At 31.6% G+C, this 19,924-nt stretch carries 19 protein-coding genes; 13 read left to right on the top strand and 6 right to left on the bottom strand.

Features of this window, described 5'->3' with window-relative positions:
- Window positions 1–13: 13 nt before the first annotated feature.
- From DFQ07_RS00265 to DFQ07_RS00230, 8 genes are all read left to right on the top strand, one after another.
- A complete protein-coding gene (locus DFQ07_RS00265; protein WP_133534286.1) occupies window positions 14–1,795 on the top strand; it encodes a tetratricopeptide repeat-containing sensor histidine kinase in 1,782 nt (593 codons plus the stop codon).
- A gap of 2 nt (window positions 1,796–1,797) precedes the next feature.
- Window positions 1,798–2,463 carry a helix-turn-helix domain-containing protein gene (locus tag DFQ07_RS00260; protein ID WP_133534285.1) on the top strand — a complete coding sequence of 222 codons (666 nt, stop codon included), beginning with the start codon at window positions 1,798–1,800 and terminating at the stop codon, window positions 2,461–2,463.
- Window positions 2,464–2,561: 98 nt separating this feature from the next.
- Window positions 2,562–3,638 carry a type I restriction endonuclease gene (locus tag DFQ07_RS00255; protein WP_133534284.1) on the top strand — a complete coding sequence of 359 codons (1,077 nt, stop codon included), beginning with the start codon at window positions 2,562–2,564 and terminating at the stop codon, window positions 3,636–3,638.
- A gap of 12 nt (window positions 3,639–3,650) precedes the next feature.
- Entirely contained in the window at window positions 3,651–3,887 is a 237-nt protein-coding gene (locus tag DFQ07_RS00250) for a hypothetical protein (protein ID WP_133534283.1), read from the top strand.
- Between the two features lie 91 nt (window positions 3,888–3,978).
- Window positions 3,979–5,835 (top strand): DNA topoisomerase IV subunit B, encoded by a 1,857-nt coding sequence (locus DFQ07_RS00245; protein WP_133534282.1) that lies wholly within the window; start codon window positions 3,979–3,981, stop codon window positions 5,833–5,835.
- Window positions 5,836–6,057: 222 nt separating this feature from the next.
- Entirely contained in the window at window positions 6,058–8,763 is a 2,706-nt protein-coding gene (locus DFQ07_RS00240) for a DNA gyrase/topoisomerase IV subunit A (protein WP_133534281.1), read from the top strand.
- Window positions 8,764–9,450: an aspartate/glutamate racemase family protein gene (locus DFQ07_RS00235; RefSeq protein ID WP_133534280.1), complete on the top strand. Its 687-nt coding sequence runs from the start codon at window positions 8,764–8,766 to the stop codon at window positions 9,448–9,450.
- Window positions 9,450–10,316, top strand: coding sequence for a mechanosensitive ion channel family protein (locus DFQ07_RS00230; protein WP_133534279.1), 867 nt, complete (start codon window positions 9,450–9,452; stop codon window positions 10,314–10,316). Before DFQ07_RS00235 ends, DFQ07_RS00230 begins: the two co-directional genes overlap by 1 nt.
- A gap of 10 nt (window positions 10,317–10,326) precedes the next feature.
- Here the strand turns inward: DFQ07_RS00230 and DFQ07_RS00225 are convergent, their stop codons facing one another.
- The 3 genes from DFQ07_RS00225 to DFQ07_RS00215 all read right to left on the bottom strand — a co-directional run bounded on the left by DFQ07_RS00225 (window position 10,327) and on the right by DFQ07_RS00215 (window position 12,482).
- Window positions 10,327–11,289, bottom strand: coding sequence for a hypothetical protein (locus DFQ07_RS00225; RefSeq protein WP_133534278.1), 963 nt, complete (start codon window positions 11,287–11,289; stop codon window positions 10,327–10,329).
- A 155-nt stretch (window positions 11,290–11,444) separates the two neighbouring features.
- Window positions 11,445–11,753 carry a DUF6787 family protein gene (locus tag DFQ07_RS00220; RefSeq protein WP_133534277.1) on the bottom strand — a complete coding sequence of 103 codons (309 nt, stop codon included), beginning with the start codon at window positions 11,751–11,753 and terminating at the stop codon, window positions 11,445–11,447.
- A gap of 84 nt (window positions 11,754–11,837) precedes the next feature.
- A complete protein-coding gene (locus DFQ07_RS00215; RefSeq protein ID WP_133534276.1) occupies window positions 11,838–12,482 on the bottom strand; it encodes a DUF937 domain-containing protein in 645 nt (214 codons plus the stop codon).
- A gap of 121 nt (window positions 12,483–12,603) precedes the next feature.
- Here DFQ07_RS00215 and DFQ07_RS00210 point away from each other — a divergent pair, with 121 nt between their 5' ends.
- From DFQ07_RS00210 to DFQ07_RS00190, 5 genes are all read left to right on the top strand, one after another.
- A complete protein-coding gene (locus tag DFQ07_RS00210) occupies window positions 12,604–13,929 on the top strand; it encodes a dicarboxylate/amino acid:cation symporter (protein WP_133534275.1) in 1,326 nt (441 codons plus the stop codon).
- A 107-nt stretch (window positions 13,930–14,036) separates the two neighbouring features.
- The gene (gshB, locus tag DFQ07_RS00205) at window positions 14,037–15,068 is read left to right on the top strand and encodes a glutathione synthase (protein WP_133534274.1); all 1,032 of its coding nucleotides are present in this window, start codon (window positions 14,037–14,039) and stop codon (window positions 15,066–15,068) included.
- Window positions 15,061–15,897 (top strand): sulfurtransferase, encoded by an 837-nt coding sequence (locus tag DFQ07_RS00200; protein WP_133534273.1) that lies wholly within the window; start codon window positions 15,061–15,063, stop codon window positions 15,895–15,897. Before gshB ends, DFQ07_RS00200 begins: the two co-directional genes overlap by 8 nt.
- 7 nt (window positions 15,898–15,904) lie before the next feature.
- Window positions 15,905–16,735: an N-formylglutamate amidohydrolase gene (locus tag DFQ07_RS00195; RefSeq protein WP_133534272.1), complete on the top strand. Its 831-nt coding sequence runs from the start codon at window positions 15,905–15,907 to the stop codon at window positions 16,733–16,735.
- Window positions 16,736–16,761: 26 nt separating this feature from the next.
- Entirely contained in the window at window positions 16,762–17,919 is a 1,158-nt protein-coding gene (locus tag DFQ07_RS00190) for a flavohemoglobin expression-modulating QEGLA motif protein (protein ID WP_133534271.1), read from the top strand.
- A 26-nt stretch (window positions 17,920–17,945) separates the two neighbouring features.
- Here the strand turns inward: DFQ07_RS00190 and DFQ07_RS00185 are convergent, their stop codons facing one another.
- The 3 genes from DFQ07_RS00185 to DFQ07_RS00175 are packed head-to-tail and all read right to left on the bottom strand — an operon-like array spanning window position 17,946 to window position 19,775.
- Window positions 17,946–18,458, bottom strand: coding sequence for a DUF7935 family protein (locus tag DFQ07_RS00185; protein ID WP_133534270.1), 513 nt, complete (start codon window positions 18,456–18,458; stop codon window positions 17,946–17,948).
- Window positions 18,448–19,161 (bottom strand): DUF3307 domain-containing protein, encoded by a 714-nt coding sequence (locus DFQ07_RS00180; protein ID WP_133534269.1) that lies wholly within the window; start codon window positions 19,159–19,161, stop codon window positions 18,448–18,450. The genes DFQ07_RS00185 and DFQ07_RS00180 overlap by 11 nt, the downstream gene beginning before the upstream one ends.
- A complete protein-coding gene (locus tag DFQ07_RS00175) occupies window positions 19,158–19,775 on the bottom strand; it encodes a SatD family protein (RefSeq protein ID WP_133534268.1) in 618 nt (205 codons plus the stop codon). The genes DFQ07_RS00180 and DFQ07_RS00175 overlap by 4 nt, the downstream gene beginning before the upstream one ends.
- Between the last annotated feature and the right edge of the window lie 149 nt (window positions 19,776–19,924).

Genomic DNA, 19,924 nt, shown 5'->3' with positions numbered 1-19,924 from the left:
TTATATTAGTAGAATGAAAAAAAATCTAATCATTCTGTTTTTAGTTTTTGCTCCGAATAAGTTGTTATGCCAAAATAAACCTAATGAGTATAAGAGCATTTTTAAAAAAATAAAACTTTATGATGAAATAAAACAAAAAGATAGTGTCTTAAAATTTTTAGACGAATATTTAGCATTATCAAAAAAGAATAATGATTCTCTTTACATAGGTAAAGCATATCAGAGAAAAGGTATCTACTATAAAAAGTATAAAAAAAAAGATTCTTCATACTATTTTTATAAGAAATCTATACCCTATTTTTTGAAATTAAAAGATAGTTTAAGAGTTTCTAAAAGTCTAATTAATATATCCTTTATTTTATCAAGTTTTGAGAACTTTAGTGATAGTGATTCAGCAGCTGTAGAGGCTTTGAGGTATTTGAGTAAAAATGAAAACAAATACAAGGGAATGGTTTACAATTCTTTAGCCATAAACTCTAAACAAAGGCTTAATTATGGAGATGCTATTAAATATTATAAAAAAGCAATAGAGTTACCAAATAATAAAAGTAATTTGATTAAATTCTACAGTAACTTGGCCAATTCATATGGCTATAATGGTGATTATAAAAAGGCTTTAACTATTTATCAGAACTTACTAGATACTACTGATTTTAGTGATTTAAGAAATACAAAATCTAAAGTTATAGATAATTTGGCAAGAATTAAATGGGAAAACAAAATAGATGAAAATGTTTTAAAAGATTTCATAAAGGCAAGAGATTTAAGAAAAAAAGAAGATGATTATGTAGGATTAATATCCAGTTATAAAAACTTATCTAATTATTATTTTAAAGTAGATAAATTTAAATCATATAAGAATGCTGAAAAGATGTATTATTATGCAGTTAAGGAAAAAAGTATAAGGAGTAGAGTAGAAGCGTTAAATAAATTAGTACTTTATCCAAGTTCTAAACAAAGTGTTTATTTTGAAGAGCTAAAGGAATTAAAGGATAGTATAAAACTGTCAGAAGGAAAAAAGAAAATAAAGTTTGCAAAAATAAAATATGATGCAGAGGAAGAAAAACGAAAAAAATTAGAAGCAAAAGCTCGGTTAGCAGAATCAAACTTTAGTTTAGAACAACAAAGATCACAAAAACAACTCTGGCTTTTTGCAGCTATTCTTACCATAGTAACTTCTATAGTATACTTCTTCTATAAAAGAGAAAAAACTAAAAAAGAAAAAGCCATAGAAGTATATAATACAGAAACCCGTTTGTCTAAAAAAATACACGATGAATTAGCAAACGATGTGTATGCAGTAATGAATACTTTACAAAATAAAGCAGAAACAGATACCAAACTACTAGCAAGGGTAGAAAAAATATACGCTCAAACCAGAGATATTTCTCATGAGAATAGCCCAGTACTTACAGGAGAACATTTTGAGAGTTTTTTAAAGCAGTTATTTATAGATTTTACAAATGATACTTGTAAAGTAATCCATAAAGGATTGAAAGAAGTAGTAGTAAATGAGTTGCCAAAAGAAAAGCAAATAGTATTATACAGAGTGTTACGAGAACTCTTGGTAAATATGAAAAAACACAGTGAAGCAAGCTTGGTGCTTATTACATTCTCGTTGTCTAAAAAAATGTTATCTGTTGTATATCAAGATAATGGAGAAGGAGTTAAGAGCCTATCAATAAAAAACGGTTTACAAAATATGGAAACCCGTATTAAATCGGTAGGAGGGATTATTACTTTTGAATCAAAGCAAGAAAAAGGATTTCAAGCAAAGTTTCAATTTAAAAAGTAGTTATGTTCAAAAAAATATTGATAGCCGAAGATGCCGATTTCATGTCAAGCGGAATTAAAGTAGCTTTAGAAGACATGCAAATACCTACTATAGAATACGCACAATACTGTGATGAAGCTTATTTAAAATTAAAAAAGGCATGGTTAGATAAAGAGCCATTTGATTTATTAGTAAGTGATCTATCATTTAAAGATAATGTTAATCCACAACGATTAGAATCAGGAGAAGATCTCATAGCTGAAGCAAAAAAATTGCAACCTAATTTAAAAACTATAGTATTTTCTATAGAAGACAAACCGTACCGAATTCAACAACTATGTAATGAATTAGAGGTAAATGCGTATGTATGGAAATCTAACCATGGACAAAAAGAACTCAAAAAAGCAGTACAATCTGTTTATAACGATGAGTTTTTTATTACTCCGCAATTAGCACATGCCTTACGAAATAAAGAAGCATTTGAAGTTACAGATTACGATGTGTTTTTATTAAAACATTTAGCTGAGGGATTGGATCAAAAAGAGATTAGCGGAGAGTTAAAAAACAAGAACATCAAACCAAGTAGTATAAGTTCAGTAGAAAAACGCTTAAAACTATTAAAAGAAAATTTTAACGCCAATAATCCTACTCAATTGATAGCTATAACCAAAGACTTCGGATTGATTTAAAAGATATAAATATACTTTTTTTAAAACCTTACGGAAAACCGTAAGGTTTTGTTTTTTAGTAAGTTTAGATTTGGTAGCATATTAACAAAACTTATGAAATGGAACTAGCTAACAAACTAAAAGCACTTTCTCAGAAGATTACAACATTAAAAGATCAAATTGAAACAGAAGAAGCTACAAAAACAGCTTTTGTGTTGCCTTTTATAGACATATTAGGGTATGATATTTTTAATCCAACAGAAGTAGTACCAGAATTTACAGCCGATATTGGATTAAAAAAAGGAGAAAAAGTAGATTACGCCATTATTGAAAATAATGTTCCTATTTTAATTATAGAGTGTAAACATTGGAAGGAAAATTTAAATACACATAATTCACAATTATTCAGATATTTTCATACTTCAAAATCGAGATTTGCACTTTTAACAAATGGTATAGAATATAAGTTTTTTACTGATTTAGAAGCGACAAATAAAATGGATGAGAAACCATTTTTAGAGTTTGATATTACCAAGTTGAAAGAGCCTACAATTAATGAAATACTAAAGTTTCATAAATCAAATTTTGATATTGATCAAATAGTTAATAATGCCAGTTCTTTAAAATATTCTAAAGAGATAAAAAAGATTTTTAATACCCAATTGGTGGATCCTGAAAATGATTTTATTCGATTTTTCTCTTCAAGAGTTTATTCAGGAAGACAAACAGAAAGAGTTCTAGAACAGTTTAAAGAATTAGTGTCAAAATCGATTAATCAATTGATAAGCGAGAGAGTAAATGATCGACTGCATAGTGCGTTGAACAAAGAAGAAGAAAAATTAGTGGAGGAGAATATAGAGTCTGAACAGAAAAATGAAAGTAAGATAGTAACGACAGAAGAAGAAATGGAAGCGTATAGAATAGTAGTAGCTATTTTGAGAAAAAAAATACAAGTAGAAAGAGTGGCTTATAGAGATACACAATCCTATTTCGGAGTTCTATTAGATGATAATAATCGTAAACCGTTATGTAGATTTCACTTTAATGGGAAGACTAAATATGTTGGATTATTCGATGCTAACAAAAAAGAGGTTAGAGAAAAAATAGAGAAAATTGATGATATCTATAAGTTAGACTTTTTACTTTTAAAAACAATAGATTATTATGAAGAGTTAGAGGTAGAAAAGGTTAATTAAAGTTAAAGAACAATGAAAAAATACATACTACTCATATTTGCAACATTAATACTAATGGCCTTTCAAGAAAAAAAAGAAGAAAAAGTATTCATATGTAAAAGTGTGGCAAGTAATCGTTATCATTTGAAGAAAACATGCAGGGGACTTACTGTTTGTAAAACTGAAATTAAAACAATTTTGAAGAAGAAAGCAGAAAATTACGGAAGAACACTATGCAAAATTGAGGCCAAACAATTGAAGGAAAAATAACTTGAACTCTGTTGATAATTAAATTAACAGAGTTTTTTGTTTTTACGTTGTAAACACTATTTTAGCAGAGACTTCAATTTCCTTTATTTTTATGACTCAAGAAACAAAATATACCGAAGATAATATTCGCTCGCTCGATTGGAAAGAACATATTCGTATGCGTCCTGGGATGTATATCGGAAAATTAGGAGACGGTTCTTCTCCAGACGACGGAATTTATATTTTGATAAAAGAAGTGCTCGATAACTCTATAGATGAGTTTGTAATGGGCACAGGAAAAACGATCGAAGTTTCGGTACAAGGTGAAAAAGTAATTGTACGCGATTACGGTCGTGGTATTCCGTTAGGAAAAGTAGTCGATGTAGTATCGAAAATGAATACCGGTGGTAAGTACGATTCACGTGCCTTTAAAAAATCGGTAGGACTAAATGGAGTAGGTACCAAAGCGGTAAATGCCTTGTCAACTTATTTTAGAGTAGAGTCTACCCGTGATGGTAAATCGGCTACTGCAGAATTTGAAAAAGGAAATTTAACCAATCAAGAATTTTTAGAAGAAACCTCACGTAGAAGAGGAACCAAAGTAACTTTTATTGCAGATGATACAATCTTTAAACATTACAAGTATCGTCCGGAGTATATTATAAAGTTATTAAAAAACTATGTATATCTAAACCCAGGGTTAACCATAGTTTTTAATGGAGAAAAGTTTCATTCAGAAAACGGATTAAAAGATTTATTGGAAGACAACAACAATCAAGATGATATGTTGTATCCAATTATTCACTTACGTGGTGAGGATATTGAAATTGCGATGACGCATAGTAAAACGCAATATTCAGAAGAATATCATTCGTTTGTAAATGGTCAAAACACCACGCAGGGAGGTACACATTTAAATGCTTTTAGAGAAGCTGTGGTAAAAACGGTACGTGAGTTTTTCGGAAAGAATTTTGATGCATCTGATGTTCGTAAATCTATCATCGCAGCGATTTCTATTAAAGTAATGGAACCTGTTTTCGAAAGTCAGACGAAAACTAAGTTAGGTTCTACCGAAATGGGAGGTGATTTACCAACCGTTCGTACGTACATTAATGATTTTGTAAAAACACAATTAGATAACTATTTACATAAGAATACCGAGATAGCAGACAAACTTCAAAAGAAGATTTTACAAGCTGAAAAAGAACGTAAGGAGTTATCTGGAATTCGAAAGTTAGCTCGCGAGCGTGCAAAAAAAGCAAGTTTACATAACAAAAAACTTCGTGATTGTCGTATTCATCTTGGCGATACCAAAAAAGATGGTTATTTAGATACGACTTTGTTTATTACGGAGGGAGATTCGGCAAGTGGATCGATTACCAAATCACGAAATGTAAACACACAGGCGGTATTCAGTTTAAAAGGAAAACCGCTAAACTCGTACGGATTGTCTAAAAAAATCGTGTATGAAAACGAAGAGTTTAACTTATTGCAAGCAGCACTGAATATTGAAGATGGGTTAGAAGATTTACGCTACAATAATATTGTAATAGCTACCGATGCCGATGTAGATGGTATGCACATTCGTTTGCTGTTAATCACCTTCTTTTTACAATTTTTCCCAGAAGTTATTAAAGAAGGACATTTATATATTCTAGACACTCCGCTGTTTAGAGTACGAAATAAAAAAGAAACCATTTATTGTTATTCAGAAGAAGAAAAGCAAGCAGCAATTAAGAAATTAAGAGGAAAACCAGAAATTACTCGATTTAAAGGATTGGGGGAGATTTCTCCTAACGAGTTTGTCCATTTTATTGGAGATGACATTCGTTTAGATCCTGTGATGTTAGATAAAGAAATGTCTATAGAGCAAATGTTAGAGTTTTATATGGGTAAAAACACTCCAGACCGACAAAAATTTATCATTAACAACTTAAAAGTTGAGTTAGATATCGTAGAAGAAGTATAGTATGAAAAATGTAAGAAAAATCTTTGATGTAGTATCAGTTCTTTTTGCGATAATATTGGTTTTTTGGTTAACCCAAATAAACTATAGTGATTTATCTTTTGAAAGTAATTCATCACCTTATTTAGGTATAATTACAGCAGTCTTATTTATAGCTGTAATGCAGTTTGCGAAAAAAACAATAAAAAATAAATCTTAAACGAATAAACGTTTAAACATTCATACATGAGTGAAGAAAACAATAATTACGGACACGACGAAGAATTAAACCAACCCTTAGAAAGCGCTGAGACCATTACCAAAGTTACTGGTATGTATAAAGAATGGTTTTTAGATTATGCTTCGTATGTAATTTTAGAACGTGCTGTACCTTCGATAGAAGACGGTTTCAAACCCGTACAACGTCGTATTATGCATTCAATGAAAGATTTAGACGATGGTCGTTACAATAAAGTAGCGAACATTGTTGGGCATACTATGCAATATCACCCGCATGGTGATGCTTCTATTGCCGATGCAATGGTGCAAATGGGACAAAAAGAATTGCTGATAGATATGCAAGGTAACTGGGGTAATATCTTAACTGGTGACCGTGCAGCAGCATCTCGTTATATTGAAGCACGTTTATCAAAATTTGCCTTAGATGTTGTTTTCAACCCTAAAACTACTGAATGGCAAGCATCTTATGATGGTCGTAAAAAAGAGCCTGTAAACTTACCTGTAAAGTTTCCGTTGTTATTAGCACAAGGAGCAGAAGGTATTGCGGTAGGATTGTCAACCAAAATTCTTCCTCACAACTTTAATGAATTAATAGATGCTTCTATCAAGTATTTAAAAGGAAGAAGCTTTACTATTGTTCCTGATTTTTTAACAGGTGGTATCGTAGATGTAACCGATTATAAAGACGGAAAAAGAGGAGGTAAAATTAGAGTACGTGCTAAAATATCGGCTCTCGATAAGAAAACATTGGTTATTAATGAGATTCCGTTCGGAACAACTACTTCGTCGTTAATTGACAGTATCTTAAAAGCGAATGACAAAGGGAAGATTAAGATAAAAAAAATAGAGGATAACACCGCTGCTGAAGTAGAGATTTTGGTGCATTTACCACCTAACGTATCACCTGATAAAACAATTGATGCGTTATATGCTTTTACTAGCTGCGAAAACTCAATATCACCACTGTGTTGTATTATTGAAGACAATAAACCTATTTTTATAGGTGTAACTGAGATTCTAAAAAAATCGACAGATTTCACAGTTGAATTATTAAAAAATGAATTAGAAATTCAACTACATGAGTTAGAAGAACAATGGCATTTTGCTTCATTAGAACGTATTTTTATTGAAAATAGAATTTATCGTGATATTGAAGAAGTTGAAACATGGGAAGGGGTAATTGAGGCTATTGACAAAGGTTTGCAACCTCATATCAAGCATTTAAGAAGAGAAGTTACTGAGGAAGATATTGTGCGTTTAACAGAAATCAGAATTAAAAAGATTTCTAAGTTTGATATTGACAAGGCAAAACAATTTATTGAAAGCTTAGAAGAAAAAATAGCTGAGGTAAAACATCATTTGGCAAATTTAATAGAGTTTGCTATCGACTACTTTAAAGAATTAAAAACCAAATACGGAAAAGGGAAGGAGCGTAAAACAGAAATCCGAATTTTTGACGATATTGTAGCTACCAAGGTAGTAATGCGTAACTCTAAGTTGTATGTAAATAGAGAAGAAGGATTTATAGGGACATCGTTGAAAAAAGATGAATATGTTACTGATTGTGCTGATATCGATGATGTGATAGTGTTTAGAGAAGACGGATCGATGATTGTGACTAAAGTAGACTCTAAAACTTTCGTAGGTAAAGGAATTATTCACGTTGCAATTTTCAAAAAGAAAGATAGACGCACCGTATATAACATGATTTATAGAGATGGAGCTAAAGGAGCGTCATACATGAAGCGTTTTAACGTAACATCGGTTACACGCGATAAAGAGTATAATTTAGCCAATGAGGATCCAAAATCTAAAGTATTGTATTTCTCTGCAAACCCGAATGGAGAAGCTGAGGTAGTTACTATTTTATTACGTGCGGTAGGTAGTATTAAAAAGTTAAAATGGGATATCGATTTTGCTGATTTAGCTATTAAAGGCCGTAGCGTACGTGGTAACCAGGTAACTAAATATGCTATTAAAAAAGTTGAATTTAAAGAAGCAGGAGTATCTACTTTAAAACCTCGTAAAATTTGGTTTGACGATACAGTTCAACGTTTAAATGTAGATGGAAGAGGAGAGTTGTTGGGAGAATTTAAAGCAGAAGATAAGATTTTAATCGCTACACAATCAGGTAAGATTAAAGCGGTAACTCCAGATTTGGGGATGCATTTTGAAGATGATATGATTGTCTTAGAGAAATGGAAGCCTAAAAAACCGATTTCAGCTGTTTATTTTGATGGAAACAAAGAACGTTATTTTGTAAAACGTTTTTTAATAGAAGCTCCTGATAAAGAAGAAATTTTTATTTCTGAACACGAAAAATCGAAGTTAGAAATAATTGCTACTGATTATCGTCCGATGGCCGAGGTTCTTTTTTCGAAACGTAGTTTAGAAAATATCGAGGTGAACTTTGAAGAGTTTATAGCAGTTAAAGGAATTAAAGCTTTAGGAAATCAGTTAACTGCAGATAAGATTAAAACAATTAATTTGTTAGAATCACTTCCATATGAAGAGCCAGAGGAAGAAAGGGTAGAGGACATAGAGGTGAATGAAGAGGAAGAAATTGTAGAAGAAGCTTTACCATTAGAAGTGTCTGAGGTAAAGAAAGATTTTGAAGAATCAAAAGAAGAAAAAGCTAGAAAGGCACTTGAACGTGCACTTCAAAAAAAGAAAAAAAGCAAGGATGACGAAAGTCAAACCGCATTGTTTTAAATGAGAATAATAGGGCTTATAGGAGGGATAACACCTCAATCAACAATTACATATTATCAAGTGCTAAATGATTTAGCACAGCAGAAGTATGGAGGAGAACATACAGCAAAAGTATTGGTGAATTCTGTTGATTTTGGTGAAATATCAGCATTACAAGTAGCTGGCAAATGGGATGTTTTAGATACTATTATGGCCAATGCAGCTGCAAGTTTAGAAAAGGCAGGTGCGAGTTGTATTGTAATTTGTGCAAATACAATGCATCTATGTATTGAAGCAGTAAGGAATGAAGTTACGATACCAGCAATTCATATTGCAGAAGCAACAGCAGAAGCAATTGTAGAAAAGCAATTGAAAAAAGTTCTATTATTAGGAACCAAGTATACCATGGAAAAGACTTTTTATACAGATGTGTTAAAAAGCTTTGGTATAGATGCGATTATACCCAATCAAGAAGATAGAAATGTAATTCATCATATTATTTATGCTGAATTAGCAAAAGGTATTCTTAGTGAAAAAACTAAAGAAAAGTATCTTGCTATTATAGAAAAAGCATGTACTGAAGGTGCGGAAGGAGTTATATTAGGATGTACTGAAATCCCCTTATTAATTAAACAAAACGATGTAGAGATTCCTGTTTTTGATACGACCACAATTCATGCAACAAAAGCATTTAATCTTTCTTTATAATGAAAGAATTATTAACATACAAATTCAATTTAAATTCCTTTTTCGGAATAATAGGGTATATCTTACTTGTAACTCTCATCGCTTGGGGAGTTTCAAGGGTAGTACGAGCTATTATTTGGCAGTTAATTAAACATAAAAAGGAAGATCGCTTTGGTAGAACAAGTATTCAGTTTTTACGCAATTCTGTAACTTTTATCATTGGTCTTTTAAGTGTTGTATATATTATCATGACAGTGCCTGCTTTTAGAAGTAAGGCAACTTTAATTTTCTCTGGAGCTGGTATTTTAGCAGCTATTATTGGTTTTGCAGCACAAGCAGCACTCTCTAATTTAATAGCCGGGGCATTTATTGTTATTTTTCGTCCGTTTCGTGTAGGAGACTATATCAAACTAGATGAAACACGCGTAGGAATTGTTGAAGATATTACATTACGTCATACAGTAATTAATAATTTTGAGAACAAACGGTTAATTATTCCAAATTCAGTAATTAGTACCGATTCTATTTTAAATCATACCATAGAAGATTCGCATATTTTAAGTTTTAATAATTTTAAACTAGGTATTAAAGCTGATATTGATTTGGCAAGAAAAATAATTCAAGAAGAAGCAGTAAAACTGCCTACTGTAATAGATTATCGAACTCCAGAACAAGTAATGGCAGATATCCATCAAGTAGATGTACGTGTTATTGATATTCATCCAGATCATATTCATATGCGAGCATATGTGTGGTTAAATGAACCTTTTCAGGAGTTTAAAACAAAGTGTGCCTTAAAAGAAACTGTACATAAACGTTTTTTACACGAAGGGGTAGATTTACCAATTCCAATTAATATCAATGAAATTGTTAAAAAAGAAAACTAAGTTTATTATTTTAATTCACCTTAAAAATTTTAAATAAGTTTTTGGCAGACGGGTTAGGGACTTCTGAAATTAGAGCATAGGTTCCTTTTTCTAGTTTAGCTGTAAAATATCCAGTACTTCCTGTTGGCATGTCATTCACTCCGCCTAAAAAAGTAACATCTGAAGGAGCAGGTTCGATCAATCCTTTTGGGTCAGCCCAATTCATCCAGTTTTCTAGGTTTTTAAGATTTGTATTGTGCTGTAGTTTAACAAGGTTAATATCGTGGCCTACAAATGTTTCATATGTGATTTGATCTTTAAAAAGAACAGAAAATGTACGCTTTCCAGCAAAAATAGAATCTTTAAAAACAATACCGTCTGTACTTGAAATAGTGATGTTAACATCAACTTTAGGTTTAGAGTTTTCAGAATTTTTATCAGAAACAACAACATCTTTAACCATTCCCATAGAAGTATGGAATATACCATTACTCATTTTAACGTAGCATTCTAACATGTAGTTTCCAGGTTTCAAATGTAAAGTGGTTTCTCCAGTTTTTTCAGGTGAAAGTAATCCACTACCTCCTAAAAAAACTACTTTACTAAACCATTCGGGTAAGTTAGAAAATTCAGCAAATCCTTCTTTGGTTTTTCCTTCATTTATAAGCTTCATTGCATTGTCAAATACAGGAGCAACAAATTTTTTAGCATCTTCTGAGTTTTTCCCTTCAGGGTACTTATCTATGAGAAAGAAATGAGTTTGTGGAGATTTATTAAAGTATCGAAAAGTATTCCATCCAGAAGGGATGGTATCCGGCATTTGAAAGTCCATGTTTTCTGTAATTATTTCAATTACGTTTTCTTTTTCTACTTTTTCTTCTGTTAGTGTGGTGTTGATTTGAGTTTGTTTCTTATCTGTTTTACAAGATTGTAAGAATAGTGTACAGCATACAATTACTGTAGAAAACAGAATTCTTTTTTGTAAAGATTTCATATAAAAAAGATTTAGTTAATCGTAGTTCTATTTAAAATGAGGGAAGTAATGAATGAGATTAAGATGAAAAAATCTCATCTGTACACGAAAATACTGCTTTTCTTAAAGAAAAACATAAGGTAAAATACTGATTGTTAGTGCTAAATTGGATGAGGCTAGTTTCTTTTGAATAAAAAACCTAATCCCAAACGACTTAAAAATTTCTTTTCAAAAGCCCAAAAAAATTTGAACTGACCAAATAACCAACCAACCAAAGGTAAGGTAGACTGATATATAGGGAAAATTAATAAGATTCTTAAAGGATAGTATATCCATGGAGACATAGTGTCGGGAGATAGCCCCAATAAACTAGTAATTGGTTTAGCAATCCATGCAGCAAAAGAACCATTAATAGCAAAAACGATAAAAATTGCTACTAAAGACCAGTTGTTGTCTATTCCCCAACGTTGTTTTAATTTTTCCATGAATTCTAATAATCGGTGCAAAAGTAATTAAAAGAAAAAGGGCAAACAAATGTTAGCCCTTTCATTATTAATAAAAATATGCTGTTATTTTTTCCCAAATACACCACCTAAGAGCCCGCCTAATAGTCCACCAGATTTTTGTTTGTCAGCATTTCCTAAAACCATACCTGCTACATCATCAACAATACTACCATCTCCATCAGCATCCAAAATTTGTTCTAAGAAGCTTTGTTCTTTTTGAGCAGAGTTTCCTCCAAGTAAACCACCTATAAGTCCTCCTAAATCATCAGAGGTGCTCACATTTTCTTGACGAGATTGTTTACCTAATATTCCCATTAAAATAGGGGCAGCAGTTTTTAGAATATCTGCTACTGCACTAGCACTAATACCAGATTTTTGTCCAATAATTTGTTCAACTCCTTGTTGTTTGTTACCTAATACGTGCCCTAATATTTTACTACCATCTTGTAAAATATCGGTATTTACACCACCAGTAAACAAATCTCCTAAATTATCTAAGATGCCTCCGTCGTGTTTATTTAAGGCGCCTATTAATCCTTCAGCTCCTTCTCGAGTAGAAGTGTTACGTTGCATTGCTTTCATTAAAACAGGTAGTGCCATGGTTAATACGCTACTTGTCTTGTTGGTATCTTGTCCTGTTGATTCAGCTACACCAGAAACAATTGTTTTACCTAAATCGCTATTTAATAAATCTAAAATTCCTGCCATTTTTTGTTGTGATAAGATTAGTATTCAAGTTTAGATAATTAGACACAAATTACAAAATGAAGGTCACTTTTTTTTAAATATTTCTTTTTACCTTACACCCTTTTAAAAACGAACAGATTACATGAAGAAACTTGCACTACACTGGCAAATTTTAATAGGAATGATTTTGGGGATTTTATTTGGTTTAGGAATGACCTCTGTTGATGGAGGAGCATCATTTGTAGCTGACTGGATAAAGCCTTTGGGAACAATTTTTGTAAAATTATTAAAACTAATAGCAGTACCATTAATTATAGCCTCATTAGTAAAAGGGATATCAGATTTAAAAGACATTTCTAAGTTTAAAAATATAGGATTACGTACCATAACAATTTATGTAGGTACTACAGTTATAGCAATTACAGTAGGGTTGCTATTAGTAAACATAGTTCAACCAGGTAATGGAATTTCAGAAGAAACGATTGCGAAACTAACAGAAACATATGCAAATAGTGGAGGCGTTCAAGCTAAAATAGCTGAAGCAAGTAAACAAAAAGCGAGCGGACCTTTGCAGTTTATGGTTGATATGGTACCAGACAATGCTATGCAAGCCATGAGTAATAATAAAGCTATGTTGCAAGTAATATTCTTTACTATTTTCTTAGGAATTTCAATGTTGTTGGTAGGAGAAAAGAAAGCAAAACCATTAAAAAAATTCTTTGACTCACTAAATGAGGTAGTATTAAAGATGGTAGATTTAATTATGTTGACAGCGCCATATGCGGTATTTGCATTATTAGCTAATGTAGTAGTCTCATCAAATGACCCAGATTTGTTATTAGCTTTATTAAAATATGCGTTTACTGTTGTAGGTGGTTTATTAATACTAGTTGTATTTTACATGATTCTAATAAGTGTTTTTACGAAGAAAAATCCATTTTGGTTTTTACAACAAATTAGTCCTGCACAATTATTAGCTTTCTCAACAAGTTCAAGTGCTGCAACTTTACCTGTTACAATGGAACGTGTAGAAGAGCATGTAGGAGTTGATAAAGAAGTGTCGAGTTTTGTGTTACCAGTAGGAGCTACTATTAATATGGATGGAACCAGCTTATATCAAGCTGTTGCTGCAGTGTTCATTGCACAAGCATTGAGTTTTGATTTAACTTTTGGAGATCAGTTAACGATTATACTTACTGCTTTATTAGCATCTATTGGGTCAGCAGCTGTACCAGGAGCAGGAATGGTAATGTTGGTAATTGTATTAGAATCTGTAGGATTTCCAGCTGATAAATTAGCGATAGGATTAGCTTTAATTTTTGCTGTTGATAGACCTTTAGATATGTGTAGAACAGTAATTAATGTAACAGGTGATGCAACGGTGTCAACTCTAGTAGCAAAATCTGTTGGAAAATTAAGAAAACCTAAACCGAAAAATTGGGATGACCATCTCAAAGAGGTTATATAATATAGAATATCAGATAAAATAGTATCTTTATAAACACCGATGTGTATGTATCATGGGTGTTTTTTTAGCTTTAATTTTTAAAAGAAGATTTAAATTAATTAAACCAAATGAATATTTGCTTTTTAATGTATCCTTGGGAAGAAATAAATCCTGAGAAAGATTCAACGTTAACGTTGATACATGAGTGTGCTAAAAGAGGACATGGAGTTGCAATATGTACACCATCTAACTTAACTATTCGTAATAGTGTAACAAATGCTTTTTGTACAATTATAGAACGAATGGATAAAGTGCCTGTAAGCATAAAATCGTACTATAAAAAGGCAACGACTAGAGAAGAAATGCTTCCTTTAGCAGGATTTGATGCTATTTTTATGAGAGCAAACCCGCCTCTAGATCCGTTGATGCTAAACTTTTTAGATTCGGTTAAAGATGATGTGTTTGTTATCAATTCTGTACAGGGAATGCGTGAGGCAAATAACAAATTGTATACGGCTGTTTTTGAAGATCCAAATAATGAAATAATTCCAGTAACTCACGTTTCTAAGAACAAAGATTATTTGATTAATATTATTGAAGAATCTGAGTCAGATAAAATGATATTAAAACCTTTGAATGGTTATGGAGGTTCAGGAGTAATTTTAATAGAAAAGTCAGCGATGGGGAATATTAACTCGTTATTAGATTTTTATATTAATAAAAGTGATGGATCTTCCGATTATGTTATTCTGCAAGATTATATAGAAGGTGCTGATAAAGGTGATGTACGTATTTTAATATTAAATGGCTTGCCTATTGGGGCTATGAGGCGTATTCCGGGAGATAAGGATCACCGTTCAAATATTACAGCAGGAGGTAGAGTAGAGAAACATAAATTGACCAAAGCTGAAAAATTGCTTTGTGAAAAGATAGGTCCAAAATTGGTCAAAGATGGATTATACTTTGTAGGTATTGATGTAATTGGAGGTAAATTGGTAGAAGTAAATGTAATGAGCCCAGGAGGAATCGTTTATATCAATAAAGTATCAAAAGTTAAGATTCAAGAAAAGGTAATTGACTTTTTAGAAAGTAAAGTGTTAGAAAAAAATGCGGCATTCAGAAGAATGACCGATTTAAAACGTAAAGTAGACAATGCTTAACATAAATACACCTATTGTTTCGGTTGATTGGTTGCAGGAGAATTTAGAAGCGAAAAATCTAATCATTTTAGATGCAACCATTCCTAAAGTAGGAGCAACAAACGGCACAGAAGAAGAAAAGCAGCAAATCAAAAATGCTATTTTCTTCGATTTAAAGAATGTTTTTTTAGATGTTAATGGAACTTATCCGAATACAATTCCGTCTCTAAAGCATTTCGAAGAGCAAGCTCAGAAGCTAGGAGTGAGTAACGATAGTTGTATTATAGTATATGATGATTTAGGTGTATATTCTTCTCCAAGAGTATGGTGGTTGTTCCATCTTTATGGATTTAAGAATATTGCTGTTTTAAATGGAGGATTGCCTGCATGGAAAGAAGCCGGATATGAAGTGGAACCTCAAGAAGAAAGTAAAATCAAACGAGGTGATTTTAAGGCAGAGTATCAAGAAAATTTGTTGCGAGTGACCAAACAAGTTTTGGAAGCTTCAAATAATAAAGAATTGATTTTAGATGCACGTTCTAAAGGACGATTTGATGCAACAGAATCTGAACCTAGAGAAGATCTTAGGAGTGGTCATATTCCGAATTCAAAGAGTTTGCCTTATGGGATATTACAGTCTGAAGGAAAAATGAAATCAGTAACAGAACTTCAACAGTTATTTTCTGTAATAAACCCTGAAAAAGAACACATGACTTTTTCGTGCGGATCAGGAATTACCGCTTGTATTTTAGCTTTAGGAGCTGAAGTATCAGGATATACAAATTATAGTGTATATGATGGTTCATGGACTGAGTGGGGTAGCAGATTAGAGTTGCCTGTTGAAAAATAGCAGCATGATGAAAAAACTTTCGATAGCAGAAATTATAGAGAAAATTCAAAAAGAAGAAATTTTTGAAGCCGTTTCTAATGATTATTCATTTACTATAAAAATTGAAGAGTATGTTCCGTATGTATGCGGAGCGGTTCATGACGGACATCAATTCAGACAAGAATTGTGGGAGAATTGTATTCATACTGAATATGAGCGTTGGTATGAGGAAGATCCAGAAACCAAAGCAATGGTACAATCACACCCGATTGTTATTGCAGGAATGGACTCTCGTTTTGAGTATGATTTGAATCGCGCTCCTGAAACAGCAATTTATACTGATGCTTGGGGTAAGCAGTTGTGGCACCAACCACTTTCCGAAGAAATGAAAACAAAAAGTTTGGCTAAACATGCCAATTTTTATGAAGTTGTTCATGCATTGATTTCAAAAATTGAAGAGAAGTTTAGTACTTGTATCGTGTATGATATGCATTCGTATAACTGGAAGCGTTGGGATAGAGAGGTGCCTATATGGAATTTAGGAACTGCAAATGTTGATAACAATCGTTTCGGTAATGAAATAGAGGCATGGAGAGATGTATTAGAACAAATGCCGTTACCCAATGATATAAAATCGATTTCTAAAATCAATGATACTTTTCAAGGAAATGGGTATTTTTTAAAATACATTACCCAAAACTTTGATAATACTTTAGTGTTGGCAACAGAAATAGCGAAGGTGTATTGTGATGAGTTAGCGCAAATCACGTACCCAGAAGTTGTAAATGCAGTAGAAAACTACTTAAAAAAGGAGTTAAAATTGCATGCACAATCATTTTATGAAACGCATAAACAATAAATTTGCAGTCGTTTTAATAAATTATAATGAAAGAAATTAATGCCACCGCAGAAGCGATTGCTGATATAGATAAAAAAATAGATAAACTCGTTAAAAAAATAGAGTTATTACGTTACGTAAACCCTATTAATATTGAGGAAGAAAAGCAACGCTTTTTTAAATCGAAATATTTAACTGACCCTGTTTTTGAATATCCAAAAAGAGATTTTGATAAGTTTAAGCTGCATCGAGAATTTTTTACACTTCCCTTAGAATTAATAGAAGATGAAAAAATCCGTGGCTTATACGAAGAAATTATCTACTATTATTCAGGAATGGTACAATGTATCGAAACAGTTGGTGAAGGAAAGAGATTCTATTATAATAGTTTACGTTCATTTGGTAAACCTACAGAACAAGATGTAGAGAATGCAAAGTTTATTCTTCATTTTGATGCTGAAGATACTTCCGAAGAAATATTTCAACCAAACTACTCTATAAAAGAAGCTGAAAAACTGTTTAGAGAATATGCTGATAGGTATGATTTTTCTTTTAATATAAAAGAGTCTGATACTATGGGGGCTATTGCTATGGTGTTAAATAGTACGCAAACATTAGTGTTAAATAGTAATCACACCTTTTCAAAAAATGAAATGGGCATTTTAACCAACCATGAAATTGGAGTGCATATGGTAACTACAATGAATGGTGTGCTGCATCCGTTAAAAATATTTTCTCATGGTTTTCCTAATAATGTTGAAACACAAGAAGGATTAGCTGTTTTTAGTGAATATATGTCGGGTAATTTGACGATAAAACGTTTGAAAGAATTAGCGTACCGCGTAATTGCTGTAAATAGTTTGGTAAAGGGTTCTTCGTTTTCAAAAACTTTCAGGTTATTACATAATAATTACGATTTAGAACGAAATCAAGCATTTTATATTACGACTCGTATACATAGAGGAGGAGGATTCACAAAAGACTATCTATATTTAACAGGCTTAAAGAAAATATATGACTATTTCCACTCTGGAAAAGACTTAAGTGTATTGTTAACAGGAAAAGTATCGTTAGAGTATGTAAACGATATAGAGTATTTGATTAATAAAGGGTATGCTGAACATGCGAAATATATTACCGATTCGTATGTAGCAAATTCAAATACCAATACTACAATTGATTTTATATTGAAGAATTTAAAATAAAAAAAGCCTCTAAATAGAGGTTTTTTTTATATCAAGTTTTTTACATCTTGTTTTAAGAAGGTAATAGCAGTATTGGCAGGACTTTCTTGTTTTGCGTAATCAATTAACACATTTTCTCTTAAGTCTTTTGCAGATTTTGCAGTTTCTGCAGTTGATCGTAGTTTAGCAATAATAGCTAATTTAGCAGCCAAAACAGCTTTCCAACTATCATCTGAAATATATAATTGTTGTACTAAATTATGTTCAAATTCTTGCTCAATATTACCAATTAAAAGTTGTAAATAATCATCAGGTTTATCTCCAATAGGGTTTACTCTTAATAGTAATTTTGAAGGATTAATACGTTCACAAAATAATAACATACGTTCATATGCTTGTAATTTAGTAGGCAAACTTTGGCGTTTTTTTTCAACCAAAGCATTAAACGTTTTTTCTTTGTTGTCTTGCTCAATAAAGCGACCTAAAATAAGGTATGCCACGCCACCAGTAACCAAGGCGGGTAAGGCATAAGCTAATCCTTCTAAAATTTTATCTTCCATAATACGAATATACAAGTCCTGTTAAAATTGCCAATCCAAAACTTAATAAAGTTCCGATGAGCACATATTCTGTTAATTTTCTATCTTTTGAAGCAGTTAAATCTCCAAACCTAAATATTGATTTTGCAGCAAGTAAAAAACCTACACCAGCCCATTGATTAATAATAATGAAAATAAAAATTAACAAGCGTTCTAAAAATCCAATATACTTCCCTGCATTAGCTAACGATTGTTCTATTGATTTATTACCTTTTTCTGGATTCCATTTAGAAATTAATGTATTTATGATAATAGACGAAGTATAAGTGGCAAAAATTAAACAAGCAAAAAGTAATAAGTTTTGTTGGGTTAAAATAGCGTCGATACTAACTTTAAAAGGAGAATATATGTACGTAGCTAAACCTAAAAAGAATATATGTAGAATCTGGTCTAAAAAGAAAAATAAACGTTTGTTCTTCTTTTTTTGAAGATATAATTTTCCAAGATCAACTAAATAATGAGAAATAATTACCGGTAAAAATACATTCCAATATATAGGGTTAAACTGTAGGAATAAAAGTAACAATACAGCATGAATACCTATATGGGCATAAAGTTTTGTTGATTTTATTTTATTTTTCTCTTTGTCTTTTACCCAGTTTTTTGGTTGAAAAACAAAATCACCCAATAAATGAGCTACTAAAAGTTTTAAAAACAGTATCATAGGTTGGTTAGTTTCTGATTCATAAGGGTTCTAAAGCGTTTTTCTAATTTCATAATTTCATCAAAACCAGAACGCTTTCTTCGTTCACTAGCACTACTTTCTGAGATGGCTAATTTTTTAGCAATTACTTTTTGAGTACTCTTAGGATTTTCTAAATACATTTTTACAAAAGCGGCAGAATTCACTGTCCAATTATCCATGATGAGTAAACTCAATCCTAAAGAAACTTCAAACTCTTCATTAATTTCCTCCCAAGGCGTTTTTAAAGCCAAATTTTGTTTTTTAAGAAGGTAATCAAAAGCATATCCAGAGTTAATAAAAGCTTCACCATTCGCCTCAGTAATTCTTGCGGCATCAAAATTTTTAGTACCGATGCCAATAGCTAAACGAATATCTAAATCTTTTATTTTTTTAATGCTTGTTTTTAACTCAATAGCAAAAAGTAAGGCATCAGCAATATTTTCAATCTCAATTTGAAAACTATCACCGCGAAATATTTCCCAGGTTTTCGGCGTTTCTCCAATGGTATTAAAACTTTGCTTTAACACAGAGAGCCATGTTTTAGTTAAGACATCTCTAGAATTGATAATGTCTCCTGTAATTACACTTGTCATGCAGTTAAATTTTAGTAAAAATAGTTTTTTAGATTGAAAACACAAATTAATTCGGGTTTTAAAGCGAATATTTGTTTATTCGGCTTATATACCGAATACTTGTTTGTTCGGGTAGGGAATCGAATTTTAAGAGAATAAAATTCGTGAAT

Origin of the sequence: Tenacibaculum caenipelagi (assembly GCF_004363005.1) — a bacterium.
GTDB classification, from domain to species: Bacteria; Bacteroidota; Bacteroidia; order Flavobacteriales; family Flavobacteriaceae; genus Polaribacter; species Polaribacter caenipelagi.
Note: the sequence above shows the minus strand (reverse complement) of the source record. Positions and strands in the feature narration are given on the sequence as shown.

Excerpts from the sequence above, each read along its gene's own strand:
- DFQ07_RS00245 (WP_133534282.1), top strand. The coding sequence starts at position 3,979 with ATGACTCAAGAAACAAAATATACCGAAGATAATATTCGCTCGCTCGAT.
- DFQ07_RS00230 (WP_133534279.1), top strand. The coding sequence starts at position 9,450 with ATGAAAGAATTATTAACATACAAATTCAATTTAAATTCCTTTTTCGGA.
- DFQ07_RS00200 (WP_133534273.1), top strand. The coding sequence starts at position 15,061 with ATGCTTAACATAAATACACCTATTGTTTCGGTTGATTGGTTGCAGGAG.
- gshB (WP_133534274.1), top strand. The coding sequence starts at position 14,037 with ATGAATATTTGCTTTTTAATGTATCCTTGGGAAGAAATAAATCCTGAG.
- DFQ07_RS00195 (WP_133534272.1), top strand. The coding sequence starts at position 15,905 with ATGAAAAAACTTTCGATAGCAGAAATTATAGAGAAAATTCAAAAAGAA.
- DFQ07_RS00240 (WP_133534281.1), top strand. The coding sequence starts at position 6,058 with ATGAGTGAAGAAAACAATAATTACGGACACGACGAAGAATTAAACCAA.
- DFQ07_RS00260 (WP_133534285.1), top strand. The coding sequence starts at position 1,798 with ATGTTCAAAAAAATATTGATAGCCGAAGATGCCGATTTCATGTCAAGC.
- DFQ07_RS00235 (WP_133534280.1), top strand. The coding sequence starts at position 8,764 with ATGAGAATAATAGGGCTTATAGGAGGGATAACACCTCAATCAACAATT.
- DFQ07_RS00175 (WP_133534268.1), bottom strand. The coding sequence starts at position 19,775 with ATGACAAGTGTAATTACAGGAGACATTATCAATTCTAGAGATGTCTTA.
- DFQ07_RS00210 (WP_133534275.1), top strand. The coding sequence starts at position 12,604 with ATGAAGAAACTTGCACTACACTGGCAAATTTTAATAGGAATGATTTTG.
- DFQ07_RS00255 (WP_133534284.1), top strand. The coding sequence starts at position 2,562 with ATGGAACTAGCTAACAAACTAAAAGCACTTTCTCAGAAGATTACAACA.
- DFQ07_RS00225 (WP_133534278.1), bottom strand. The coding sequence starts at position 11,289 with ATGAAATCTTTACAAAAAAGAATTCTGTTTTCTACAGTAATTGTATGC.
- DFQ07_RS00190 (WP_133534271.1), top strand. The coding sequence starts at position 16,762 with ATGAAAGAAATTAATGCCACCGCAGAAGCGATTGCTGATATAGATAAA.
- DFQ07_RS00220 (WP_133534277.1), bottom strand. The coding sequence starts at position 11,753 with ATGGAAAAATTAAAACAACGTTGGGGAATAGACAACAACTGGTCTTTA.
- DFQ07_RS00180 (WP_133534269.1), bottom strand. The coding sequence starts at position 19,161 with ATGATACTGTTTTTAAAACTTTTAGTAGCTCATTTATTGGGTGATTTT.
- DFQ07_RS00185 (WP_133534270.1), bottom strand. The coding sequence starts at position 18,458 with ATGGAAGATAAAATTTTAGAAGGATTAGCTTATGCCTTACCCGCCTTG.
- DFQ07_RS00250 (WP_133534283.1), top strand. The coding sequence starts at position 3,651 with ATGAAAAAATACATACTACTCATATTTGCAACATTAATACTAATGGCC.
- DFQ07_RS00265 (WP_133534286.1), top strand. The coding sequence starts at position 14 with ATGAAAAAAAATCTAATCATTCTGTTTTTAGTTTTTGCTCCGAATAAG.
- DFQ07_RS00215 (WP_133534276.1), bottom strand. The coding sequence starts at position 12,482 with ATGGCAGGAATTTTAGATTTATTAAATAGCGATTTAGGTAAAACAATT.